The organism is Kribbella antiqua, from assembly GCF_004345665.1.
GTDB lineage: Bacteria > Actinomycetota > Actinomycetes > Propionibacteriales > Kribbellaceae > Kribbella > Kribbella antiqua.
Genome location: NZ_SLWR01000015.1, coordinates 18,345 through 40,798, shown reverse-complemented (window position 1 = coordinate 40,798; position 22,454 = coordinate 18,345). Strand labels below are relative to the sequence as shown.

At 68.3% G+C, this 22,454-nt stretch carries 17 protein-coding genes; 14 read left to right on the top strand and 3 right to left on the bottom strand.

Annotated features, from left to right (window positions below; translation table 11 throughout):
* The first annotated feature begins 327 nt into the window (after positions 1-327).
* From EV646_RS33875 to EV646_RS33845, 7 genes are all read left to right on the top strand, one after another.
* Positions 328-1,683 (top strand): FGGY-family carbohydrate kinase, encoded by a 1,356-nt coding sequence (locus EV646_RS33875; protein WP_132155988.1) that lies wholly within the window; start codon positions 328-330, stop codon positions 1,681-1,683.
* Positions 1,680-2,297, top strand: a complete 618-nt coding sequence (locus tag EV646_RS33870; protein ID WP_132155986.1) for a histidine phosphatase family protein — start codon at positions 1,680-1,682, stop codon at positions 2,295-2,297. The genes EV646_RS33875 and EV646_RS33870 overlap by 4 nt, the downstream gene beginning before the upstream one ends.
* Positions 2,294-3,094 carry a DeoR/GlpR family DNA-binding transcription regulator gene (locus tag EV646_RS33865; protein WP_132155984.1) on the top strand — a complete coding sequence of 267 codons (801 nt, stop codon included), beginning with the start codon at positions 2,294-2,296 and terminating at the stop codon, positions 3,092-3,094. The genes EV646_RS33870 and EV646_RS33865 overlap by 4 nt, the downstream gene beginning before the upstream one ends.
* Before the next feature lie 35 nt (positions 3,095-3,129).
* Complete coding sequence (locus EV646_RS33860) at positions 3,130-4,590, top strand: FGGY-family carbohydrate kinase (protein ID WP_132155983.1); 1,461 nt, start codon at positions 3,130-3,132, stop codon at positions 4,588-4,590.
* A 30-nt stretch (positions 4,591-4,620) separates the two neighbouring features.
* Complete coding sequence (locus tag EV646_RS33855) at positions 4,621-5,640, top strand: 2-hydroxyacid dehydrogenase (RefSeq protein WP_132155981.1); 1,020 nt, start codon at positions 4,621-4,623, stop codon at positions 5,638-5,640.
* A 192-nt stretch (positions 5,641-5,832) separates the two neighbouring features.
* Positions 5,833-7,029, top strand: coding sequence for a Gfo/Idh/MocA family protein (locus EV646_RS33850; protein WP_132155979.1), 1,197 nt, complete (start codon positions 5,833-5,835; stop codon positions 7,027-7,029).
* Positions 7,030-7,210: 181 nt separating this feature from the next.
* Complete coding sequence (locus tag EV646_RS33845; protein ID WP_132155977.1) at positions 7,211-7,555, top strand: VOC family protein; 345 nt, start codon at positions 7,211-7,213, stop codon at positions 7,553-7,555.
* Between the two features lie 79 nt (positions 7,556-7,634).
* On the opposite strand, the gene EV646_RS33840 is transcribed toward EV646_RS33845, so the two are convergent.
* Together EV646_RS33840 and EV646_RS33835 are read right to left on the bottom strand one after the other, a co-directional pair.
* Positions 7,635-8,258 carry a DAPG hydrolase family protein gene (locus EV646_RS33840; RefSeq protein ID WP_158291098.1) on the bottom strand — a complete coding sequence of 208 codons (624 nt, stop codon included), beginning with the start codon at positions 8,256-8,258 and terminating at the stop codon, positions 7,635-7,637.
* A gap of 41 nt (positions 8,259-8,299) precedes the next feature.
* Complete coding sequence (locus tag EV646_RS33835) at positions 8,300-8,980, bottom strand: GntR family transcriptional regulator (RefSeq protein WP_132155973.1); 681 nt, start codon at positions 8,978-8,980, stop codon at positions 8,300-8,302.
* Between the two features lie 161 nt (positions 8,981-9,141).
* Here EV646_RS33835 and EV646_RS33830 point away from each other — a divergent pair, with 161 nt between their 5' ends.
* From EV646_RS33830 to EV646_RS33800, 7 genes are all read left to right on the top strand, one after another.
* On the top strand, positions 9,142-11,859 hold the full coding sequence (locus tag EV646_RS33830) for a UxaA family hydrolase (protein WP_132155971.1): 2,718 nt from the start codon (positions 9,142-9,144) through the stop codon (positions 11,857-11,859).
* Between the two features lie 11 nt (positions 11,860-11,870).
* Positions 11,871-12,758 carry a fumarylacetoacetate hydrolase family protein gene (locus EV646_RS33825; protein ID WP_132155969.1) on the top strand — a complete coding sequence of 296 codons (888 nt, stop codon included), beginning with the start codon at positions 11,871-11,873 and terminating at the stop codon, positions 12,756-12,758.
* Positions 12,755-14,206: an aldehyde dehydrogenase (NADP(+)) gene (locus tag EV646_RS33820; protein ID WP_132155967.1), complete on the top strand. Its 1,452-nt coding sequence runs from the start codon at positions 12,755-12,757 to the stop codon at positions 14,204-14,206. Before EV646_RS33825 ends, EV646_RS33820 begins: the two co-directional genes overlap by 4 nt.
* Complete coding sequence (locus EV646_RS33815) at positions 14,203-16,020, top strand: IlvD/Edd family dehydratase (protein ID WP_132155965.1); 1,818 nt, start codon at positions 14,203-14,205, stop codon at positions 16,018-16,020. The genes EV646_RS33820 and EV646_RS33815 overlap by 4 nt, the downstream gene beginning before the upstream one ends.
* Positions 16,020-17,357, top strand: coding sequence for a nickel pincer cofactor-dependent isomerase, group 22 (locus EV646_RS33810; protein ID WP_132155963.1), 1,338 nt, complete (start codon positions 16,020-16,022; stop codon positions 17,355-17,357). The genes EV646_RS33815 and EV646_RS33810 overlap by 1 nt, the downstream gene beginning before the upstream one ends.
* A gap of 2 nt (positions 17,358-17,359) precedes the next feature.
* Positions 17,360-18,226: a U32 family peptidase gene (locus EV646_RS33805; RefSeq protein WP_132155961.1), complete on the top strand. Its 867-nt coding sequence runs from the start codon at positions 17,360-17,362 to the stop codon at positions 18,224-18,226.
* 118 nt (positions 18,227-18,344) lie between these two features.
* Complete coding sequence (locus tag EV646_RS33800; protein WP_132155959.1) at positions 18,345-19,730, top strand: FAD-binding oxidoreductase; 1,386 nt, start codon at positions 18,345-18,347, stop codon at positions 19,728-19,730.
* Here the strand turns inward: EV646_RS33800 and EV646_RS33795 are convergent.
* Entirely contained in the window at positions 19,699-22,437 is a 2,739-nt protein-coding gene (locus tag EV646_RS33795) for a glycoside hydrolase family 2 TIM barrel-domain containing protein (RefSeq protein WP_132155957.1), read from the bottom strand. The genes EV646_RS33800 and EV646_RS33795 overlap by 32 nt on opposite strands.
* Positions 22,438-22,454: the final 17 nt, after the last annotated feature.

Genomic DNA, 22,454 nt, shown 5'->3' with positions numbered 1-22,454 from the left:
GGCGGCACCCGGCTCCCGAGGCTCCCAGCCCCGGGAGCCGAGTCGCGTCTAGCGCCCGCCTCGGTGGACCTCTGCCACTCACCAAGCCGTCCGCGGTTTGGATCCCCACGCTCAGTGTCAGGCCTGGGTCGTCCGCCGGTGGGGCTTGATGAGTGGCGCAGGTCCGCGCACGGTGAGAGATGGCCGGGTTCGGCCGAAGGCTGGCATTTTCTTACCGTCTTCTGGTGTTATGTTACCAACACAGATAACACACCCTCGCTCCGCTCGGGTGGGGAGGAACTTCCTCGCTCCGCTCGGGCGGGGGAGGACTGACCTGGGAGGCGTTACGTGGGAGGACCGGCCTGGATCGGCGTCGACCTCGGCACGCAGAGTGTGCGCGCCGTTCTCGCCGATGCCGATGGCGCCGTCCTTGCCCGCGCCGCCCGCCCGCTGACCAGCCACCGCGACGGTCCACGCCACGAGCAGGACCCGCAGAGCTGGCTCGACGCCGTCGACGCTGTCCTCGCCGAGGTCACCACCGGCGACATCGCGGGCATCGCGATCTGTTCCACCTCCGGCACCTTCCTCCTCACCGACCCGCAAGGCCGCCCGGTCACCACGGCCCTGATGTACGACGACGCCCGCGCGGCCGAACAGCGCGATCGGATCGTGGACGCCGACCCCGACCGCTGGTCGACCGCAATGCAGCCGACCTGGGCCCTCCCCAAGATCCTCTGGCTGGCCGCGGAGGGAATCCGCCTCGAGGATCACCGCGTCGTCCACAGCGCCGACTTCGTCGCGGCCCACCTCGTCGGCCACCCCGTCGCGACCGATACCAGCCACGCCCTCAAAACCGGCTACGACCTCCAGGCCGACACCTGGCCCCAAGCCTTCGGCAAACTCGATCTGCCCCCAACAGCCTTCCCCGACGTCGTCCTCCCCGGCGCCGAACTCGGCCGCACCCCATCCGGCCTCCCTGTCTACGCCGGCATGACCGACGGCTGCGCCGCCCAACTCGCCGCCGGCGCCCTCACCCCAGGCGCCTGGAACTCAGTCCTCGGTACGACGCTCGTACTCAAAGGCGTCAGCAAAGAGCTCCTCCACGACCCCACCGGAGCCGTCTACAGCCACCGTCACCCCGACGGCGGCTGGCTGCCCGGCGGCGCGTCCAGCACCGGCGCCGGCGTACTCACCGAACTGCTTCCGAACGCAGACCTGGATGCCCTGGACAAGGCGGCCGGTCCGATCGACGCAGTCATCTACCCGCTCACCAAAACCGGTGAGCGCTTCCCCTTCGTCGCGCCCCAGGCTGAGCGCTTCACCCTCGGCAAGCCGGCGACAGACCTGGAAACGTACGCCGCCGTCCTCCAAGGCGTCGCATTCATCGAGCGACTCGCCTTCGAGCACCTGGTCAGCCTCGGCGCCGACCCGGTCCGATCCGTCTCCCTCACCGGCGGTGCCGTCCGCAGCGGCTACTGGAACCAGCTCCGCTCCGACGTCCTCGGCGTACCAGTGGAACTCCCGGCTGCACCGGACCCGGCGTACGGAATGGCGGTACTCGCGGCGTCGGCCGGAGGCTCGCTGACTGAGACGGCGCGCAGGATGGTCAAGACGGACCGCATCCTCGAGCCGCGACCGCATCCGCTCGAGGACCTGTACGGCGAGTTCGTCGCCGAACTGGATCGCAGGGGGTACCGCGGATGAAGACCACGATCGTGCTGGCCCGGCACGGCCGGACCGAGTGGCATGACGGCAACCGCTACACCGGCTCGACCGACCTCCCGATCGACGAGGTCGGCGTACAGCAGGCGCTGCAACTCAAAGAGTGGGCAGCCGGCTATGCGCCCGACGCGCTCTGGTGCTCCCCGATGCTCCGGGCGCGGCAGACCATCACGCCGACCGCGGAAGCGCTCGACCTGACACCGACTCTCGACGCGCGGTTGCGGGAGGTCGACTTCGGCTCGGCCGAGGGCAAGATGCTCAGCGAACTCCCGCCGGCGGTGGCCAAGGCCTTCCAGCTGGATCCGGTGCGCGACCACTTCCCAGGGGGTGAGGATCCGGCCGCCGCCGCGGACCGGGTGCACGAGGTCTTCCAGGAGATCGGGCAACGGCATCAGGGCCAGAAGGTGCTCGTCGTCGCTCACAACACGCTCATCCGGCTGCTCGTCTGCCGGGTGCTCGGACTGCGGCTGAACGACTACCGCAGACTGCTACCTGCTCTCGGTCCCGCGGCGTTGGTGCGTTTCCGCTGGCAGAACGGCACAGTGGGTCTCGAGGCGTACAACCTTCCCGCAGTCCGAATGGAGACCCTGGCATGACATCCGACGTCGACGGTGACACCACCGAACTGAGTCGCCCGGCCCGGCGGCAGGCCGAGATCGCGGCGTACGTCGTCGAGCACGGCTCGGTCTCGGCCAACGATCTGGTCGAGGCGTTCGGCGTGAGTGTGATGACGGTGCACCGCGACCTGGACGAGCTCGAGCGGCAGGGCGTGGTGCGCAAGTACCGCGGCGGGGTCAGCGCGCAGCCGACCAGCGTGTTCGAGAGCAACGTCGCGTACCGGCTGAACACCGCGCAGACCGAGAAGGCCGCGCTGGCCCGGCACGCCCGGGCGATGATCGAGCCCGGCATGTCGGTGATGCTCGACGACTCCACCAGCGCGCTCGCCCTGGTCGACCTGTTCGAGGACATCACCCCGTTGACGGTGGCAACGAACTTCCTGCCCGCGATCACCAAGCTGGCCGCGCTGCGTGACATCACCCTGCTTGCCCTCGGCGGGATCTACTCCGCGACGCACGACTCGTTCGGCGGGATGCCGTGCGCCGAGGCGGTCGAGGCGCTGCACACCGACCTGCTGTTCTGCTCGGTGTCCGCGGTGTCGCCGACGCACGCGTTCCACCAGGAGGAGGAGATCGTCCTGGTGAAGCGGGCGATGCTGCGGGCCGCGAAGACCAAGGTGCTGCTGGTCGACCACGGCAAACTGCAGCGCACCGCCCTGCACCGGCTCGCCCCACTGACCGACTTCGACGTCGTAGTGGTGGACGAGAAGACCCCGAATGACTTGATTCAGCCGCTCCGTGACCACGGCGCGACCGTGGAGGTAGCCAAACTCTGAGTGGCCCCGGTCGCCGGGGCCGATAGGAGGGGAGTATGGACGTCGGCGTCGATGTCGGCACCACCGTCACCAAGGCCGTCGCGTTCGACGAGGCGGGGCGGCAGGTGGCCGAGGCGTCCCGGCCGACCAGGCTGGTCCGGCCGTCGATCGGGCGGTTCGAGCACGAGACTGCCGAGATCGTTGCTTCGGTCAACGAGGTGGTCGGTGAGCTGGCCGGCACGGTTGGGGACCGGCCGGACGTCCTGGCGATCACTGCCCAAGGCGACGGCCTCTGGCTCGTCGACGACGGCGGTGCCGCGGTCCGTCCGGCGATCTCCTGGCTGGACGCCCGTAGCAGCGCGATCCTCGAGCGCTGGACCACCGACGGCGTTGCCGAGAGCGTCTTCCGGCGCTCCGGCAACCGGATGTTCCCCGGTGCCTCCGGTCCGCTGCTGGCCGCCGTACTCGCGGAGGAGCCCGACGTAATCGCGCGCGCCGGAACAGCGGCGTACTGCAAGGACGTGGTGATGCAGCGGCTCACCGGCGTACGTGCGACGGACGTGTCGGACGCGTCCGCGCCGTTCCTCGACCCGCGGACGAACCAGTACGACGACGAGGCGCTGGCGACGACCGGCCTGTCGGAGCTGCGGCATCTGCTGGCTCCGGTGGAAGCAGCCGGGCCAGTGGGTGAACTCCGCGACGACTCGACCGGGATGGCCCCCGGCACCAGAGTCTCCGCCGGTCCTTACGACCTCCCGGCAGCCGCCGCCGGCGCGGGTGTCTCGGAGGTCGGCGACGCATTACTTACTGTCGGTACGACGCTCGCCTGCCAGGTGGTGACGCGGGAGCTGCCGGTGGACGGCGAGCCGGCCGGGTTGTTCCTCGGAACTTGGACACCGGGTGTCTGGCTGCGCGCGATGCCCGCGATGGTCGGCACGGCCGCGCTGGACCGGGTGCTGGCGCTCGTCGGTGTGGGAACCGATCGCCTGCCGGCGTTGCTCGCGGAAAGCCCGGTCGGCGCGCAAGGCGTCACCGTCCTGCCCTACCTGTCGGAGGCGGGCGAACGCGCGCCGTTCGTGGATACTCGGGCCCGCGGAACCATCGATGGGATCTCGTTGTCCACGACGACGGCCGACGTGGTTCGCGCGACCTGTGAGGGGATCGCGTACGCCGCCCGCCACTGCCTCGAGGCAGCCGGGTGGTCCGGCCGAGTGACCGTCTGCGGTGGCGGTGCCCGCAGCAAGGAATGGACGCAGATCCTCGCGGACGTGCTGAACGCACCGCTGCACACCACCGATGCGGAACAGGTCGCCGCGCGAGGTGCGGTGATCTGCGCGCGGCGTGCGGTCGATCCGGACAGCGCTGGACCCGAGTGGATCGCCGAGACCCGCCAGGTCGACCCCGACCCGGCCCGTGCAGCCTTCTATGCCGAGGGATACGCCCATTACCTGCGCCGGATCGAGTCGGCTCGGCCGCGCTGGTCCGACCCCGCACCGACCTTCGACCAGCCGCGCTGACCCGCGCTCCACCGTTGAAACAGGAGTTCGATGAGAACCGTCAAGACTCTGCTCGCCGGCGACCACTTCGTCCGCAACGACCTACTCGCCAGGGCCTTGTCCTCGATCAAGGGCGTGGAGTTCGACCTCCGTGAGGTCACGCTGCCGTGGCCGTTGACGCCGTACGGGCGGGTGGCCGAGGTGGATGAGGCGAGCGATGCCGAGGATCAGTTGGTCGAGGCGCTGCCCGGCGTCGAGGTGGCGTTGACCCAGATGGGCCCGTTCACCGAGCGGGTGCTCGACGCGGCGCCGGACCTGCGCTTCCTGGTCGTCTGCCGCGGCGGCCCGGTCAACGTGAATGTGCCGGCGGCAATCAAGCGCGGCATCATCGTTGCCTCCACCCCCGGTCGCAATGCCGTCGCCGCCGCCGAGCACACAGTCGCCCTGATGATGGGTGCCCTACGCAACCTCCCACGCTTGCAACGCACCCTGGAGCACGGCGAGTGGCGCAGCGACCTCTACGCGTACGACGAATGCGGCCTGGAACTGGACGGGTCGACAGTCGGCCTGATCGGATACGGCGCGATCGGGCAACGAGTGGCGCGGGTGATGCTTGCCTTCGGCGCCCAAGTGCTGGTTGTCGACCCCTTCATCGAGCAAGCTCCTGCAGGCATCGAACTGGTTGAGCTCGACGAGCTGCTGCGCCGGTCGGACGTGGTCAGCCTGCACGCCCGGCTGACTGACCAGACCCGCGGCATGATCGGCGCCGACCAGCTCGCTCTGATGCCACGAGGCGCCGTACTGGTGAACACCGCACGCGGCGGGCTGCTCGACTATGACGCAACCGTCGACGCCCTGGAGTCCGGTCACCTGGGCGCGGCCGCCTTCGACGTCTTCCCCGAGGAGCCGGTCCCCGCGGGTGCGCGCCTACTCACCGCCCCCAACGTCGTCATGACTCCCCACCTGGCCGGCGCAACCCGCCAAACCGCCCTCCGAGCCGGCACCATCGCCGCTGAGGCCGTCGCCGCGTACCTGGCCGGGAAAGACCCCGCAGGCCTGGTCTCGGCGTAGATCCTCCAACCGCCCGCCAGCCCTAGCCCGCATCGGACCGCTTCCGGACGACCTTGAGCACGCACCAACCACGGTCGACGTCGCGAAATGGTTGGCGGGTGCTCAAGGTGGGCTTGGGGGCAGGTGGGCGACAGGTTCCAACGTCTGAATATGTTCTTTCGCAGAAGATAAATGTGTGATTGCCTAGTCGGCATGAGCTTGAGCATCGGTGTGGTTGGAGCTGGTCAGTTCGCGCCTTCGTTCCTGCGGCTGTGGTCGGCGCACCCGGACGTGTCCGACGTACGGCTGACCGACGTACTGCCGGAACGGACGGCCGCGATGGCCGCGCAGCAGGGGATCTCGATCACCTATCAGTCGTTCGAGGAGATGCTGACGTCCGACGTGGACGCGATGGCGATCTTCACTCAGCGCTGGTTGCACGGCGAGATGGCGATCAAGGCGCTCGAGGCCGGCAAACACGTGTACTCGACGGTGCCGATGGCGATCGAGGCGGACCAGATCGCCCGGATCATCGAGCTGGTCAAGGAGACCGGCCTGACGTACATGATGGGCGAGACGAGCTACTACTACCCGTCGTCGGTGTACTGCCGGCAGAAGCTTGCCGCCGGTGAGTTCGGCCGGATCTTCTACAGCGAGGGCGACTACGTCCACGACATGGACCTCGGCTTCTACGCCGCGTACCAGTACAGCGGCGGCGAGGAGTGGAAGAAGACGGCCTCGTTCCCGCCGATGCTGTACCCGACGCATGCCGTGGGCAACGTTCTGTCGGTGACCGGGCAGCACGCCACGCACGTGTCCTGCATCGGGGTGCAGGACAATCGCGGCGACGGCGTCTTCGACAAGGAAATCAGCCAGTTCGACAATGACTTCAGCAACGCGACCGCGCTGTTCAAGCTGGCCGACGGCGGCGTGATGCGGACGAACGAGATGCGTCGCGTCGGCTACCCGTCGCACATCCGGGAATCGCGGCTGCGGGTGTTCGGCACCGAGGGAAGCTTCGAGCAGCTGGCTACGACGACCGTCTGGCAGACCAAGGAAGGCGTCGAGGACATCAGCCACCTGATGGAGACCAAGCCGAGCGGTTCGCTCGAGGACGTCGACCTGGCAAACGTGGACCCGGCGCTGCGGGACGCGTTCCGCTCCGGCCTGTCCCCGGTGCACGACCGCAGCCGGCTACCGGCCGAGTTCGACGGCCTGCACAACGGTCACGAAGGTTCGCACCACTACCTGGCCGACGATTTCGTACGCGCGATCGCCGACAAAACCCTCCCACCCGTCAACGCCTGGGTCGCCGCCCGCTACACCCTCCCCGGCATCTACGCCCACCAGTCCGCCCTCCAAGGCGGCGTACAACTAGAAATCCCCGACCACGGCGACGCCCCCGCCTGATCGCCGAGCGGACCTCTGCCACTCACCAACCGCACCTAGCCCACGCGGTTGACGCTCAGCGGGGGCTTCCGACCCGTCATCGGCGAGGCTTGGTGAGTGGCACAGGTCCGTGGCTCAGAGGTAGGTACAAGCTGATCCAGCCGGTTCACCGCACGGCACCACGCTTCTCATACGATGCGGTATGACTCTGGATCTGTTTGCGGAGAACTCGGTCACCGACTACCCGGCGGCGCTGGAGTGGTACGAGCGTTTGCTCGGTGGGCCGCCGGCCTTCTTTCCGAACGACATCGAAGCGGTCTGGGAACTGGCTGAGCATCGGTACCTCGTGGTCGAACTGCGGCCCGAGCACGCCGGCCATGACCAGGTAACGATCTTCGTCGACGACCTCGACACCCGGATCGCCGCGATCAGCGAGCGCGGCATCGAGCCGGCGCATCGGGAGACCTACTCCAACGGCGTCCGCAAGGTCATCTACCACGACCCCGATGGCAACGAAATCGGCTTCGGCGGCGGCCCGGCGGAGTAACGTCGTGCCACGCTGCGGCACGGTGGCTTCACTCGCGCCCGCGCGGCGGTCAGCGGCCGGCCGGCCGGTACGAACTTGACTAAGGCTCGTGGTCTGAGCGGTAGCGGAAGAGGTCGGGGAGGAAGTTTTCCAGGTTGCCGATCTCTTCGACGTGGTGGCGGATCCAGGCGGCGAGTTTGTGTGGTGGAAAGGCGCGGTTGTGCGCCACCCGGTTCAGGAACAGCCGGGCCGCGGGTGTGGTGTCGCCGATGGTCAGGCGGGTCACGTACGACGTACCGCCGTGAACCGGCTCGAATTCGTTCTCCAGTCGTACCAGCGCGGCTCCTAACACGCGCTTGGAGATGATGGCTGCGGTGCTGTCGATCTGCTCGACCCTGACGTGGATGTCGATCAGTTTGTCGAGGTCGCGTCCGGGTGCCTCGGTAATGCGCAGCTCAACGCCAGGCTGTACGGCGCCATCCGCCTCGTAGGAGATGTGGTCGAGCGGATGCCAGACGAGGTACCGCGGCAAGGTCTGACCGGCGTACTTCATCGTCCCCGGCACATGGCCGTACCACCAGGCCAGCATCTCGGGCGTTACCTGGGGCAAGTGCGCATGCCGGATGGTGACGACGGTCTGTCCCGCGTCCGACGAGGTCCACACCGCGGCGGACCCCACTGGGCGCAGTGGCCAGAGCACCGGGCGGGGAGCAGGCAAGTCCATGTCCTCCGGCGTGCCCCACACGCCATAGCCCAAACAAGCGTTCAGTCGTAGATACGCCGGAGCCGCAGTGACATGGAGTTTTCGATGTGTTGGTTCATTGCGGCCTCGGCGGCGGCTGGGTCGCCGGAGCAGATGGCTTCGACCAGGTTGCGGTGTTCGGTGAGGACCTCTGGGCCGATGTCGCGGTCGTAGTGCAGGCGGAAAATGTGCAGGTGACAATGGGTCCGTTCGAAGGCGAGCCGGACCTGTTCGCTTCCCGACAGTGACGCGATCAGCAGGTGGAAGCGGTTGTCGTGCGCGGTCAGTGACTTGTAGCCGGCGTAGTCGATCGATGTCGGCTCGACCGCGTTCGCCAGTTCCGCCTTCAGCCGCGCCCGCCCGTCGTCGTCGATCAGCTCGGCGGCCCGCCGTGCCGCCCACGGCTCCAGCAACCGCCGGAATCGGTAGAGGTCGTCGAACTCCTCCAGCGTCAGCAGCGGCGTCGCCCGGTACCCCTTCAGCGGCTCCTTGTCCGCGAGCCCCTCCGACTCCAGCCGTGCCAGCGCCTCCCGCACCGGCGTCGACGACACCTGGAACTCCCGCGCCAGCCCGTCGATCGAGATCCGCGCGCCGGGCGTGATGACGTGGTCCATCAGCATCGTCTTGATCGCCTCGTACACGTCGTCGGCGAGCATCTGCCGCCGGAGCAACCGCCGGTCCTGTGGCTCCACGATCTCCGCCATCAGCTCTTCTCCGGATCCTGGTCGCGGCCTTGACCCCGGCCGGTCGTCTTCGGCAGGGTGGCACTGGTAATCATGCATCATGCACGATTCCCGGCCGGTCAGCCAGAGAGCTCGACAATCGGTGAGGTTGCCGGTCGCATCTGGTGAGGAAAGGCGGACGCATGCTGAGGTTCGACGAGGTCGGCGTACTGCCGGAGCCCGAGGACAACGCGGCGATCTGTTCCCGACGCCTGGAAGCCGGTACGACGGTCGACTTCGACGGCACGGTGGTCACGCTGCCGCACACCGTGATGGAAGGCCACCGTTTCATCGTCCGCCCGGTCCGTGAGGGCGAGGCCATCACCTCCTGGAACACCCCGTTCGCCCGCGCCACCCGCGATCTCGCCGTCGGGGACTACGTCTGTACGCCGACCAGCCTGGCGGCCATCACCGCGCGCGGAGTGGAAGGCCTCCCGCCCGAGCCGTCGGCCGTCAACGAACCGCTGGACCCCTATCAGCTCGATGAGTCCGCGCTGAACTTCGGCGCACAGGTGACCAGCGTCGAGCAACCCGGCACCTTCCTCGGCTACCCCCGCGAGCAGGGTGCGGCCGGCACGCGCAACCACGTGGTGATCATGGCGACCAGCTCGCGCAGCAGCGGCTTCGTCACCGAGCTCGCCCGTCGTTTCGATGGTGCGGACGCCGGCGATGGCGTCGTACCGGTGGCGCACACCGAGGGTGGCGAAGACGAGGTCCCGAACAATCTGCACTTCCTGCTCGCCACCCTGGCCGGCTTCACCTTGAACCCGAACGTCGGCGCGGTTCTGATCGTCGACACCGAGGACGACGTGGTGTCCGGTCAGGCGATCAAGGACTTCATGGCGGAGCACGACTATCCGTCGATCAAGGTGCCGCACGCGTACTTCACCCGCCGCGCCGGTTTCGAACACGACCTCACGTCAGCAGGCGCGCTGGTCGAGCCGTGGCTGCCGGTGGTCGATGCACAGGAGCGTGTCGAGGTCCCGCTGACGGACCTGAAGATCGCCTTGCAGTGCGGCGGTTCGGACGCGTTCTCGGGGATCTCGGCCAACCCGCTCGCCGGGCTCGTCGGTGCCGAGGTGATCAAGCATGGCGGCGCCGCCGTACTCGCGGAGACGGACGAGCTGATCGGTGCCGAGGGCTACGTTCTGAAGAACGTGCGCGACCTGGCGACCGCGAAGCGCTTCCTTGCCACCGTCCGTTCGTTCAAGGAGCGGGTTGGCTGGCACGGTCACACCGCCGAGGGAAACCCGTCCGGCGGCAACGTCTACCGCGGCCTCTACAACATCGTGCTCAAGTCGATCGGTGCCGCGCGCAAGCTTCCGCGCGAGGTGCGCCTGGATCACGTGATCGACTATGCCGAACCGCTGCCGGGCAACGGCTACATCTTCATGGACAGCCCCGGCAACGACCTCGAATCCGTCGCCGGCCAGATCGGCAGCGGCTGCAACCTGATCTTCTTCACCACCGGCAACGGCTCGATCACCAACTTTCCGTTCGTCCCGACCCTGAAGTTCGTCACGACCTCAGCACGGTACGAGCGCTTGCACGCCGAGATGGACGTGGACGCGGGCCGCTACCTCACCGGTACGCCGATGGCCGAGCTGACCGCGGACACCTTCGACCTGACCGTCCGGGTCGCGTCGGGCGAGCCGAGTGCGGGGGAGCGGGCCGGCCACAGCCAGGTGTCGATCTGGCGCAACTGGCGGCAGAGCGGGCCGCGCGAGGGCATCTCGATCAGCACCGACGGCCGGATGAGCCGCAAGCTCACCGACCTTCCGGCCGAAGACCGCGACGCTCCACTCGACGGCCTCCCCTTGAACGGTCTCAGGGATACCGGGCGGACTGTGGCAAGGCTGCTACAGGTCGACGACAGACTGGTCCCCGAGGCAGTCGGCCTGATCTTGCCGACCAGCCTTTGCTCCGGCCAGATCGCGCTCAGGCTCGCAGCCCAAGCAGAGTTGGAGAAGTGGGCCGGCGACGCCGTCACCAGGATGGTCGCCCTCCCGCACACCGAGGGCTGTGGCAGCAGCGGCGGCGCCTCTGAGGAGACCTTCGCCCGCACCATGCTCGGCTACCTGCTGCACCCGAACACCCGGATAGCGCTGCTGCTCGAGCACGGTTGCGAGAAGACCCACAACGACTACTTCCGCTCCCGCCTGGTCGAGGCCGGCGCCGACCCGTCCCGCTTCGGCTGGGCCAGCATCCAGGCCGACGGTGGACTCGATGCCGTCGGCAACAAGGTGAAGGAATGGTTCACCGGCTTCGAAGACCTCCCGGCCCCGGTCGAGTACGACGGCTCGGTCGGCGAACTCACCGTCGGTCTGGAAGCCCGCGGGCCGTTGCCGGACGAGACCGCCGAGGCGCTGGCGCTGATCGGCCGCGAGATCGTCGGCTCGGGTGGTTCCGTCGTACTGTCGTCGCGCGGTGCGCTGCTCGGGCACGAACGCTTCCGTTCCACAGCGCTTGGATCGTCGGAGGTCCCACCGTCGACGATTGCGCACGGGCAGCGGTTCGCCGAGCCGGGCTGGCACGTGATGCGGATGCCGGGCACCGACTGGATGGAGACCGCGACCGGTTTCGGCGCCGGCGGTGTTCAGCAGATCCTCGCCCACGTTGCCGGCGGCACCTTGTCGGCCCAGCGCTTCGTGCCGGTGATTGAGTTCAGCAACGATCCGGAGACAGTCGCAAAGTACGGCGACGACCTTGACGCGGTTGCCACCGGCAACGCGGTGGAACAGGCCCGAACTGGTCTCGACACGATCGCCGCGGTCGCGAGTCGCACGCTCGTTCCGAAGGCGGTTGCGTCCGGCAACGTCGGCTTCCAGATCACTCGCGGGTTGCTCGGTACTTCGATGTGAGAGGTGGACATATGCACTTGGTCCGTTACCAGTCCCCTGGTGGGCCGGTGGTCGGTGTGCGCACCGGCGACACGGTGGCCCCGATCGAAGGAGTCGGCAGTTTCGCCGAGCTGCTCCGGCTGACCGTCGACGAGCTCCGAATCGCGGTCGCGAAGCTCGGCGAGCCGGTGCCGGCCGACGGCGTACGGTTCCTGCCGCCGCTCGACGGGCGTGGCGAGGTCTGGTGCGCGGGTGTCACCTATGAGCGGTCGATGAGTGCGCGGATGGAGGAGAGCACCGAGCAGTCCGTGTACGACAAGGTCTACACCGCCGATCGTCCAGAGCTGTTCCAGAAGGCACCGGCCTGGCGCGTGGTCGCGGACGGTGAGCCGGTCGGCATCCGGGTCGACTCCGGGCACGACGTACCCGAGCCGGAGCTGGCCGTCGTCGCCAACAGCCACGGCCAGATCGTCGGCTTCACGGTCTGCAACGACATGAGCTCGCGCTCGATCGAGGGCGTCAACCCGCTGTACGTGCCGCAGGCCAAGCTGTTCGCCGGCGGATGCGCGCTGGCGGCCGGGATTCGCCCCGCCTGGGAGGTCGCGAACCCGAGGGACCTCACCATCGACCTGGTGATCAAGCGCGGCGACGCCGAGGTCTTCAGCGGTACGACGTCCACGGCGAAGCTGGTGCGCGACTTGCAGGAACTGATCGACGTGCTGTTCGTGCCGAACGACTTCCCGGACGGCGTGATCCTGGCGACCGGCACCGGCATCGTGCCCGAGCTGGACTTCGCGCTGGCCGAGGGCGACGTCATCACCATCACCATCGCCGAGGTCGGCACGCTGACGAATACGGTGGCAGTAGGCCGGGAACCCTTCCGCTTCCTGGCAACCGAGAACCTGGAGGAGAAGCGATGACCCCCGACACCACGCCCGCCGAGCTCGAGCAGGCTCTGGCCGATGCGGCGGCTGCCGCGCCGGCGCTGGGCGCTTCGGAGCCCGCCGTACGGGCCGGGTGGATTCGTGCCGTGGCGGACGCGCTGGATGCGGCCGCCGACGAGCTGGTGCCGATCGCGATGCGGGAGTCGTCGCTGCCGGAGCCGCGGCTGCGCGGCGAGGTCGCGCGGAGCAGCGGTCAGTTGCGGATGTTCGCGGACGTGCTCGCAGAGGGCTCGCTGCTCGAGGTGGTCATCGACACGGCCGATGCGAACGCCAAGCCGGTGCCGCGGCCGGATCTGCGTCGCGTGCTGGTCCCGCTCGGGCCGGTGCTGGTGTTTGCTGCCAGCAACTTCCCGTTCGCGTTCAGCGTCTGCGGTGGTGACACCGCGTCCGCCCTGGCCGCCGGTTGCCCAGTGATCGTCAAGGCGCACCCCGGTCACCCAGAGCTGTCCCTGCGCACTGCCGAGGTGATGATCGAGGCGCTGCGCGTCGCCGGCGCCCCGGCCGGCACACTGAACCTGATCCAGGGCTTCGACGTCGGTGTCACCGCGCTGAAAGACCCGCGCATCACCGCGGCCGGCTTCACCGGTTCCGTCCCCGCCGGCAAGGCGCTGCACGAGATCGCGGTCACCCGGCCCGAGCCGATCCCGTTCTACGGCGAACTCGGCAGCCTGAACCCGGTCTTCGTCACCCAGGCGGCGGTCGATGCCCGCGGCAAGGACATCGCCACTGGGTACGTCGGCTCGTTCACGCTCGGCGTCGGCCAGTTCTGCACCAAGCCCGGCCTGCTCTTCCTGCCGGCGGGTCACGGACTCCAGGACCAGCTCACCGAGGCGGCCGGCGGTGTGGCCGAGGCGCCCATGCTGAACGACCGGATCAAGGAGGGCTTCGCCTCCGGCCTCGACCGGCTGCAGAAGGTCGAGGGCGTCCGCGTCTGGGCCTCCGGCGGTGCGACGTTGCTGCAGACAACGGTCGCCGAACTGCTGTCCCGCCAGGACGAGATCCTCGAGGAGTGCTTCGGCCCAGTCTCGATTGTTGTTGAATACAACGGCGTTGACGAGCTGAGGGCCGCTGTCGAAGCCTTCGAGGGCAATCTGACCGCCACGCTGCACGCGGAGTCGTCTGACACCAAACTGGCCGGGGAGCTGCTTCCGTTGCTGACGGCAAGGGCCGGTCGCGTGCTGTGGAACGGCTGGCCGACCGGCGTCGCCGTTTCCTGGGCGCAGCACCACGGCGGCCCGTTCCCCTCGACCGTCGGGTCGATTCACACCAGCGTCGGCGTGACCGCGGCCCGCCGGTTCCAGCGGCCGGTGGCCTACCAGGACACGCCGGATGCGGTGCTGCCCGCCGTACTGAAGGATTCGAACCCGGCCGGGATCAGCCGGCGGGTGAATGGTGTTGTCACAACAGGCGAGGTGTCGCGATGACCGATCTGCCACCTACCAACGATCCTCGCGAGGGTGAAGTCCTCCCCGATGCCAGCGAAGGGCCGAAGACCGGACGGCGCAGTTTCGACCATTGGTTCGGCGAGGAAGGCCGGAACGGGTTCATCCACCGGTCCTGGATGCGCTCGCAGGGCTTCTCCGAGGAGGCGTTCGACGGGCGGCCGGTGATCGGCATCTGCAACACCTGGTCGGAGCTCACGCCGTGCAACGCGCACCTGCGCCGGGTCGCCGAGGCGGTCAAGCGCGGTGTCTGGCAAGCCGGTGGTTTCCCGCTGGAGTTCCCGGTGATGTCGCTCGGCGAGACGTTGCTCCGGCCGACTGCGATGCTGTTCCGCAACCTGCTCAGCATGGACGTCGAGGAGTCACTACGCGGCAACCCGCTCGACGGCGCCGTCCTGCTGACCGGCTGCGACAAGACCACCCCGGGCTCGATCATGGGCGCCGCGAGCGTCGACCTCCCCACCCTGGTGGTGACGGGTGGCCCGATGCTGAACGGCAAGTTCCGCGGCTGCGACATCGGCTCCGGTACGGCGGTCTGGCGCTTCACCCAGGACCTCAACGCCGGCCGGATGTCGCCCGAGGACTTCGCGGCCGCCGAGTCGGGTCAGTCGCGCAGCAACGGCCACTGCATGACCATGGGTACGGCGTCCACGATGGCATGCATGGCCGAGTCGCTCGGCCTGCAGCTCACCGGTGGCGCGGCGATCCCAGCGGTTGACTCCCGCCGCTACGCGATCGCGCAGAAGTCCGGTCAGCGGATCGTCGAGATGGTCAAGGAGGACCTCAAGCTCAGCGACATCCTGACCCGGGACGCCTTCGCGAACGCGGTCCGGGCGAATGCGGCAATCGGCGGCTCGACGAACTTCGTGATCCACCTGATGGCGATCGCCGGCCGGGTCGGGGTCGAGCTGACCCTGGACGACATCGACGAGTGGGCCCGTGGCGTGCCGTGGCTGGTGGACCTGCAGCCGTCGGGCAAGTACCTGATGGAGGACTTCTACTACGCCGGCGGTCTGCCCGCGGTGCTGAAGGAGATCGAGCCGCTGCTCAAGACCGACGCGATCACGGTCACCGGCAAGACGATGGGTGAGAACATCGCGAACGCCCAGCGGATCGAAGCCACCATCCCGGGTGGTACGGCGAACCAGACCTATGCGGTGATCCGGCCGGTCGGCGACCCGCTCGGCAGTGGCGCCGGAACCGCCGTACTGAAGGGGAATCTGGCGCCGGACGGTGCCGTCATCAAGCAGTCGGCGGCGTCCGAGCGGTTGTCGCAGCACCGTGGCAAGGCGCTGGTGTTCAGCAGCATCGAGGAGTACGACAAGGCCGTCGACGACCCGGATCTCGACGTCGACGAGGACACCGTGCTGGTGCTCCAGAATGCCGGGCCGCGGGGTTACCCGGGCATGCCGGAGGTCGGCAACATGACGATCCCGCGCAAGCTCGCCGAGGTAGGTATCGACGACATGGTGCGGATCTCCGATGCCCGGATGAGCGGTACGGCGTACGGCACCGTCGTACTGCATGTGACGCCGGAAGCGGCGGTCGGCGGTCCGTTGGCGCTGGTGCGCACCGGTGACTGGATCGAGCTCGATGTACCGGCACGGCGGCTGCACCTGGACGTGTCCGAGGAGGAGCTGGAGAATCGGCGAGCCGACTGGCAACCACCGGCACCACCGTCGGACCGCGGCTGGGCCCGCCTGTACGTCGACCACGTCACCCAGGCCAACCAGGGCTGCGACCTGGACTTCCTGGTCGGCCGCACTGGTTCGGCCGTAGCGCGGCAGAGCCACTGATGAACACCCCACCCCCGCCGGGCGAAGCGAGGCGTGCTTCTTGGGGACCGTTTGAAGCCATCCGGGGGCTGCGGCCGGTCGGCGTGATCCCGCAGGTCACGCCGATTCGGCGGCTGCTCTCGGATCTGCCGACCTCGGCTGATCCGTACGCCGACGCTCAGGCTGCGTTGGAGCCGCTGCGGGAGCGGATCCTCCCCGGCGCACGGATCGCGGTGACCGCCGGCAGTCGTGGCATTCACGATCTGGTGCCGGTGGTGAAGGCTGCGGTGGACTGGCTGAAATCCGTCGGCGCGGAGCCGTTCGTGGTCCCCGCCATGGGATCGCACGGCGGCGCCACCGCCGACGGACAGCGGGAAATGCTGGCCGGCCTCGGCATCACTCCGGAGTCGGTTGGCTGCCCGATCGAGGCAACCATGGAGACCGTTGTCGTAGGCACCTTGGACGACGGTACGCCGGTCCACCACGACGCCCTGGCTGCCAAGGCCGACGGCGTACTGCTGGTGAACCGGATCAAGCCGCACACCGACTTCCGCGGTCCGATCGAGAGCGGCCTGGCGAAGATCCTGGCGATCGGCCTGGGCAACCACGCCGGCGCGGCTTCCCTGCACGCCGGCGGGATTCCGTCGCTGGGCGCTTCGATCGAGGCCGCGGCCCGGATCGTGATTGCCCAGGGCAAGATCCTGGGTGGTCTCGGCATTCTCGAGAACGCGCTGGAGCACACGGCCGCGGTCGAACTGGTGGATGCCGACGGCATCGCCGGCCCGGCCGAGAACGCGTTGCTGCAACGCGCCGGCAGTCTGCTCGGCCGGCTGCCGTTCGACGAACTCGACGTACTGGTCGTGGACGAGCTGGGCAAGGACAAGTCCGGCGCCGGGATGGACACGAACGTGATCGGGCGGTGCTGGGTGCACGGCATTCCCGAGTTCGAATCACCGTCGATCGCGGCGATCAGCGTGCACTCGCTGTCGCCGGCCTCGCACGGGAACGCGTCCGGCCTCGGCCTGGCCGATGTCATTCCGGCGCGGATCCTGGAGCAGATCGACCTGCACGCGAGCTACGTGAACGCCCTGACCTCGGGCGCCGGGGGAGCACGCCGCTCCCGGCTGCCGATGGTGATGGAGGACGACGAGACCGCCGTCCTCGCCGCCGCGACGATGTGCGGCCGGCGCGACTGGTCCGAGCTCAGGCTGGCCCGGATCAAGGACACCCTGTCCCCGAACGAGCTGATCGTGTCACCGGCACTGCTGAACGAGGCGAGCGACCGCTTCGACCTGGAGATCACCGGGACGGCGCGGGACCTGACGTCGGGTGGCCGGCTCGGACCCTGGAGGGAGTGAGCATGAACCTTCGCGAGGCACGCGCGCTGCTGGCCGATCGTGGCTTCCGGCCCGGCGCGACGTCGACGGCGACGTTCCCGGACGGATCGCCGTACAAGGTGGAGATCCCCAGCTGTGAAGGGCCGCGGGTGATGGCGGCTGTCCTGGAGGAGGCGAAGACTCGCGGCGTGACAATCGATCGCGTGTCGCAGGGCAGCGGGGTAATGATGCTGACCGACGGCGAGATCGAGGAGATGCTCTCGCTCGGCGCCTCGTCCGGCGTCGAGGTCTGCCTGTTCCTCGGCCCGCGCGGAGCGTGGGACATCGGCGGTCAGGCCAAGGTGTCGGCAGCCGTCGGCGGCGTTGCGCGGGGCAACGAGATGGTTGCCGCGTCGCTGTGTGACGCGTTCCGGGCGGTCGAGCTGGGAGTGCGCAGCCTGCTGGTCGGCGACATCGGCGTACTGGAGATCCTTGGTGAGTTGAAGATCGAGGGATCGTTGCCTTCGGACCTGGTGCTGAAGACATCAGTGCTGATGCCGTTGCCGAATGCACCGACCGCGCGCTTGTACGAGCGTTTGGGCGCGACCAGCCTGAACGTGTCGACGGATCTGCCGGTGCCGGTGCTGGCGGAGATCCGATCGGTGACGACGGTCCCGATCGACATGTACGTCGAGGTGCCGGACGACCAAGGCGGACACGTACGCTTCTACGACGTTCCGGAGATCGTCCGGGTAGCCGCGCCGGTCTACCTCAAGATGGGCCTGCGCAACGCGCCCAACATCTACCCGGTCGGCGCCCACCTGGCCGGCACCGCGGAGGCCCTCGGTCGCGAACGGGTTCGCCGGGCCGAGTTGATCCTGCGACTGCTCGCCGAGCAGGATGAAGGATGACTGTGCTTTTGGCCGGGCCTCCGGCGCCGGCGTGGTCATGGGGCCTTGGCTCCCGGCCTTCCCTCGTCACTCCAGTCGCTTCGCTCCCTCCGCTCCTCAGTCCAGGCCGGGAGGCCCCATGACCTCTTCAGATCCGCTGGTCGCTCGGCTGCGGGCGGCGCTGGGTGACAAGGCCGTGCTGGACGATCCCGACGTACTGGATGCGCATCGCAACGATCACGCGACCTTCTGCACGGCGGGTGTCCCGAGGGTGCTGGTTCGGCCGTCGTCGACGGCTGAGGTTGCTGAGGTTTTGAAGGCCGCTGGTGCGTTTGGCGTGCCGGTGGTGACGCAGGGCGCGCGGACCGGGTTGTCGGGGGCGGCGAACGCGATCGACGGGTGTTTGTTGCTGTCGACCGCGCGCCTCGACCGGATCCTGGAGGTCTCGGTCGAGGACCAGGTCGCGGTGGTGCAGCCCGGTGTGGTGAACGCCGAGTTGTCCCGTGCGGTCCTGGCGAAGGGGTTGTTCTACCCGCCGGATCCGTCGTCGTGGGAAATGTCCACGGTGGGTGGCAACATCGCCACCAACGCAGGCGGCCTGTGTTGTGTGAAGTACGGCGTGACGTCGGATTTCGTCCGCGGATTGGAGGTGGTGCTCGCGTCGGGCGAGGTGGTCCGGACCGGACGCCGGTCGGCGAAGGGCGTCGCCGGGTACGACCTGACGCGGTTGATCGTGGGATCCGAGGGGACGCTCGGTGTCGTCACGGAGGCGACGCTGGCGCTGCGTCCCGCACCTGAGGCTGCGTTGACCGCGGCCGCGACCTTCCTGTCCATCGAGGACGGGATCGCCGCAGCTGCCGCGGTGATGGAAGCGGGGCTGCAGCCGTCATTGATGGAGTTCCTGGACGGGCCGACCGCCCGCGCGATCCAGGACTACCGGGACATGGGCCTTCCCGCCGACATCGGCTCGCTGCTGATCGCCCAGTCGGACCGTGGGCCGCGGGCTGCTGAGGACGTCGCGCGGATCGCGGCCATCTGTTCCGAGCACGGCGCCGTCGAGGTCGCCGAGGCGTCCGACGCCGAAGAGTCTCGGATGCTTCTCGAGGCACGCCGGCTGGTCAACCCTGCCCTCGAGCCACTCGGCACCACGCTGGTCGACGACGTCGCCGTACCCCGCTCGAAGCTGGTCGCATTACTGCGCGGCATCGCCGAGATCGGCACGAAGTACGACGTACTGATCTGTTGCCCAGGGCACGTAGGCGACGGCAACATGCACCCGACCGTGGTCTTCGACCGCAACGACGCGGCCGCCGAGGCCCGAGCCCTGGAAGCCTTCGGCGCTGTGATGGAGCTAGGCCTCTCCCTCGGCGGCACCATCACCGGTGAACACGGCATCGGCACGTTGAAGGCTCGCTGGCTCGAACAGGAACTGGGCCCGGTCGGCCTCGACCTGCAACGCCGGATCAAACAAGCCTTCGACCCCGGCAATCTGCTCAACCCCGGGAAGGTCCTGCAACCCTTCTGAACCGCATGGTCCAGACAGTCGGCGCGAGCTCGAGCCGGTACGCCGGGAGCGCACCGGGACCGCAGGACGCGGAGCCGAGGCCGTAGTGCCCGACATCCAGGTGAAGGTACAACCGGTCGGACGGGACGAGCTCGTCGGTGTGCTTGGCGGCGGCCAGTGCCTCGGTCGACCAACGCCGTACGGTCATCGACAGCTCCGGCCCGTCGACGGCTTCGATGCGTAGCCCGGTCCCGTCCGCCCGGGTCAGCTCGGCCCAGCGGATGCCGGCCCGGGCACCATTCTCCTGAGGTACGACGTACGGCGTCTGAAGCTCGTCGACCGTCGCGCGGTAACGGCCGATCCGGGAGGCCGTCCTGCTGTCCGGATACGCCTCACCCGGCCCGAGCCCGAACCACTCCACCTGATCCAAGTCACTCGGAAGCTCCAGCACGATGCCGAGGCGCGCGATCTCAAGTGGTCTGTCCGGCTCGATCCGCACAGTGAACTCTTCGGACGCCCAGCTGTAGTCGGCCGTCAGCAACGGCGGATGAGGCGCCGACCCGACCCGAGTGCGCAGGTGTCCATTCCGCGTCTCAATAACCCGATGCTGCAGCCGGTGCAGTCCCGCCTCCCGCCACTGCTCGGCTACCGGGACCGCGCCGGGCTCGGTCATCGCCGCCTGCAGATCGTTGGAGGTCGGCGCCCGCCACAACTCGACCCGCGGTATGCTAACGAACTCGTCAAACGTCACAGGCTCAGGAACCCTGGTCTGCAAGGGTTTACGCACCTGCCGCTGCGTCCACGCGATCTCGTGCCCGGCCGTCGCCCACGGTTCATCCGTTGCCAGCAGCGCCCGGACCGTCAGCCATCCCTCGCCATCCACCTCGGGCAGGCTCGGGAGTCCCACCTCCACCGTCTCGCCGGGCTCGACGATGGGTACGTCGATCGCCTTCGACAGCACAGGTACGCCGTCCGAGGACAGCTCCAGCTCGAAGCGCAGCGAGCTGAGGTCGCGGAAGCCGTAGAGATTGGTGACGGTCAATCGGTCTCCGTCGACGGACAGCCGCACCGGCTCGATGACTTTCTTTAGTTCGATCAGGCCGGGGGACGGCCTGCGATCGGGGAACACCAGCCCGTCGATGACGAAGGTGCCGTCGTGGTACGGCTCGCCGAAGTCGCCGCCGTACGCGATCCGCTCGCCTTGCCGCAGCCCTTGGTCGATCCACTCCCAGAGGAAACCGCCCTGCAACCGCGGATAGCGGTCGAACAGTTCCTGGTATTCCGCCAATCCACCCGGACCGTTGCCCATGGCATGCGCGTACTCGCACAGGATGAACGGGCGACCGGCGGACCGGCCGATCGCCTCGACTTCGGCATGCGGCAGATACATCCGGCTGTAGACATCGCTGTGCCGGCCTTCGTGATCGCCCTCGTCGTGAATCAGCCGGCCGGGATCACGCTGCCGGGTCCACTCGGCCATCGCGTCCAGGTTGCGGCCGCTGCCGGACTCGTTGCCGAGCGACCACACGATGATGCTCGGATGGTTCTTGTCCCGCTCGACCGTACGGCGGATCCGGTCCAGGCACGCGTCGGTCCACGCCGGGTCGTCGGCCGGATTGCCCTGCCAGTCCGAGAAGCCGAAGCCGTGCGTCTCCAGGTCGCACTCGAGGATCACCCACATCCCGAGCTCGTCGCAGAGGTCGAGGAACTCCGGATGCGGCGGATAGTGGCTGGTACGCACGGCATTGATGTTGTGCCGCTTCATCAGCAGGAGGTCTTCGCGGGCGGTCCCGGGCGGCAGTGCACGGCCGTGATCGGGATGGTGCTCATGCCGATTGACCCCGCTCAACCGCAGCGGCGTCCCGTTCACCCGCAGCAGATCATCACTGACTTCGACAGTCCGGAATCCGATCCGCAACGCGACCCGTTCGGTCTCGGTCGCCAGCACCGCGTCGTACAGCCTCGGTGTCTCGGCAGTCCATGGATCCACCTGATCAAGGACGAGCTCAATACCTGCCGGCACGCCTTCGATTCCCAGTGACGGCACGCTCAGACGAGCAACCGCATCGTCTCGAGTCAGCGCCTCCACGCGCAGCTTGCCGCGGCCGGCGTCGAAATCCGCGTGCACAAAGACGTCCTCGATGCCACCGGCGGGGCGAGCGATCAGGCTGACCTCACGAAAGATCCCCGGCAACCACCACATATCCTGGTCCTCGAGATAACTGCCCGACGACCACTGATGGACCCGAACCGCCAGCATGTTCGTCCCGGCGCGCAACCACGGACCGGCGTCGAACTCGACCGGCAACCGGCTCCCGCGGCTCACCCCCAACTCATGCCCGTTGAGCCACACCCGTGCGCACGAGTCCACGCCCTCGAAGCGCAGCACGGCGCCCGGCCAGGATTCATCCAGGTGGAAGCGCAGCCGGTGATCCCCGGTCGGGTTCTCGTCCGGCACGTACGGCGGATCAAGCGGAAAAGGAAACCCGATGTTCGTGTACGTCGGGATGCCGTACCTATGGAGCGGCCAGTGCGAGGGCACCGGCAACACGTCCCATGAGCTGTCGTCGAAATCGAGAGACCAGAAGCCGTCCGGAGCCAGCGCCACGGTCGGCGCCAGGTGGAACCGCCAGTCTCCGCTCAGGTCGAGCGTCGGTGCGTCCGTCGACAGCCGGGCTCGGGCCGGCCGAGCGCCGTACCCGGGTGAATGGTCCTCGTAGTACGACATCGGGCGGTCCCCTCGTG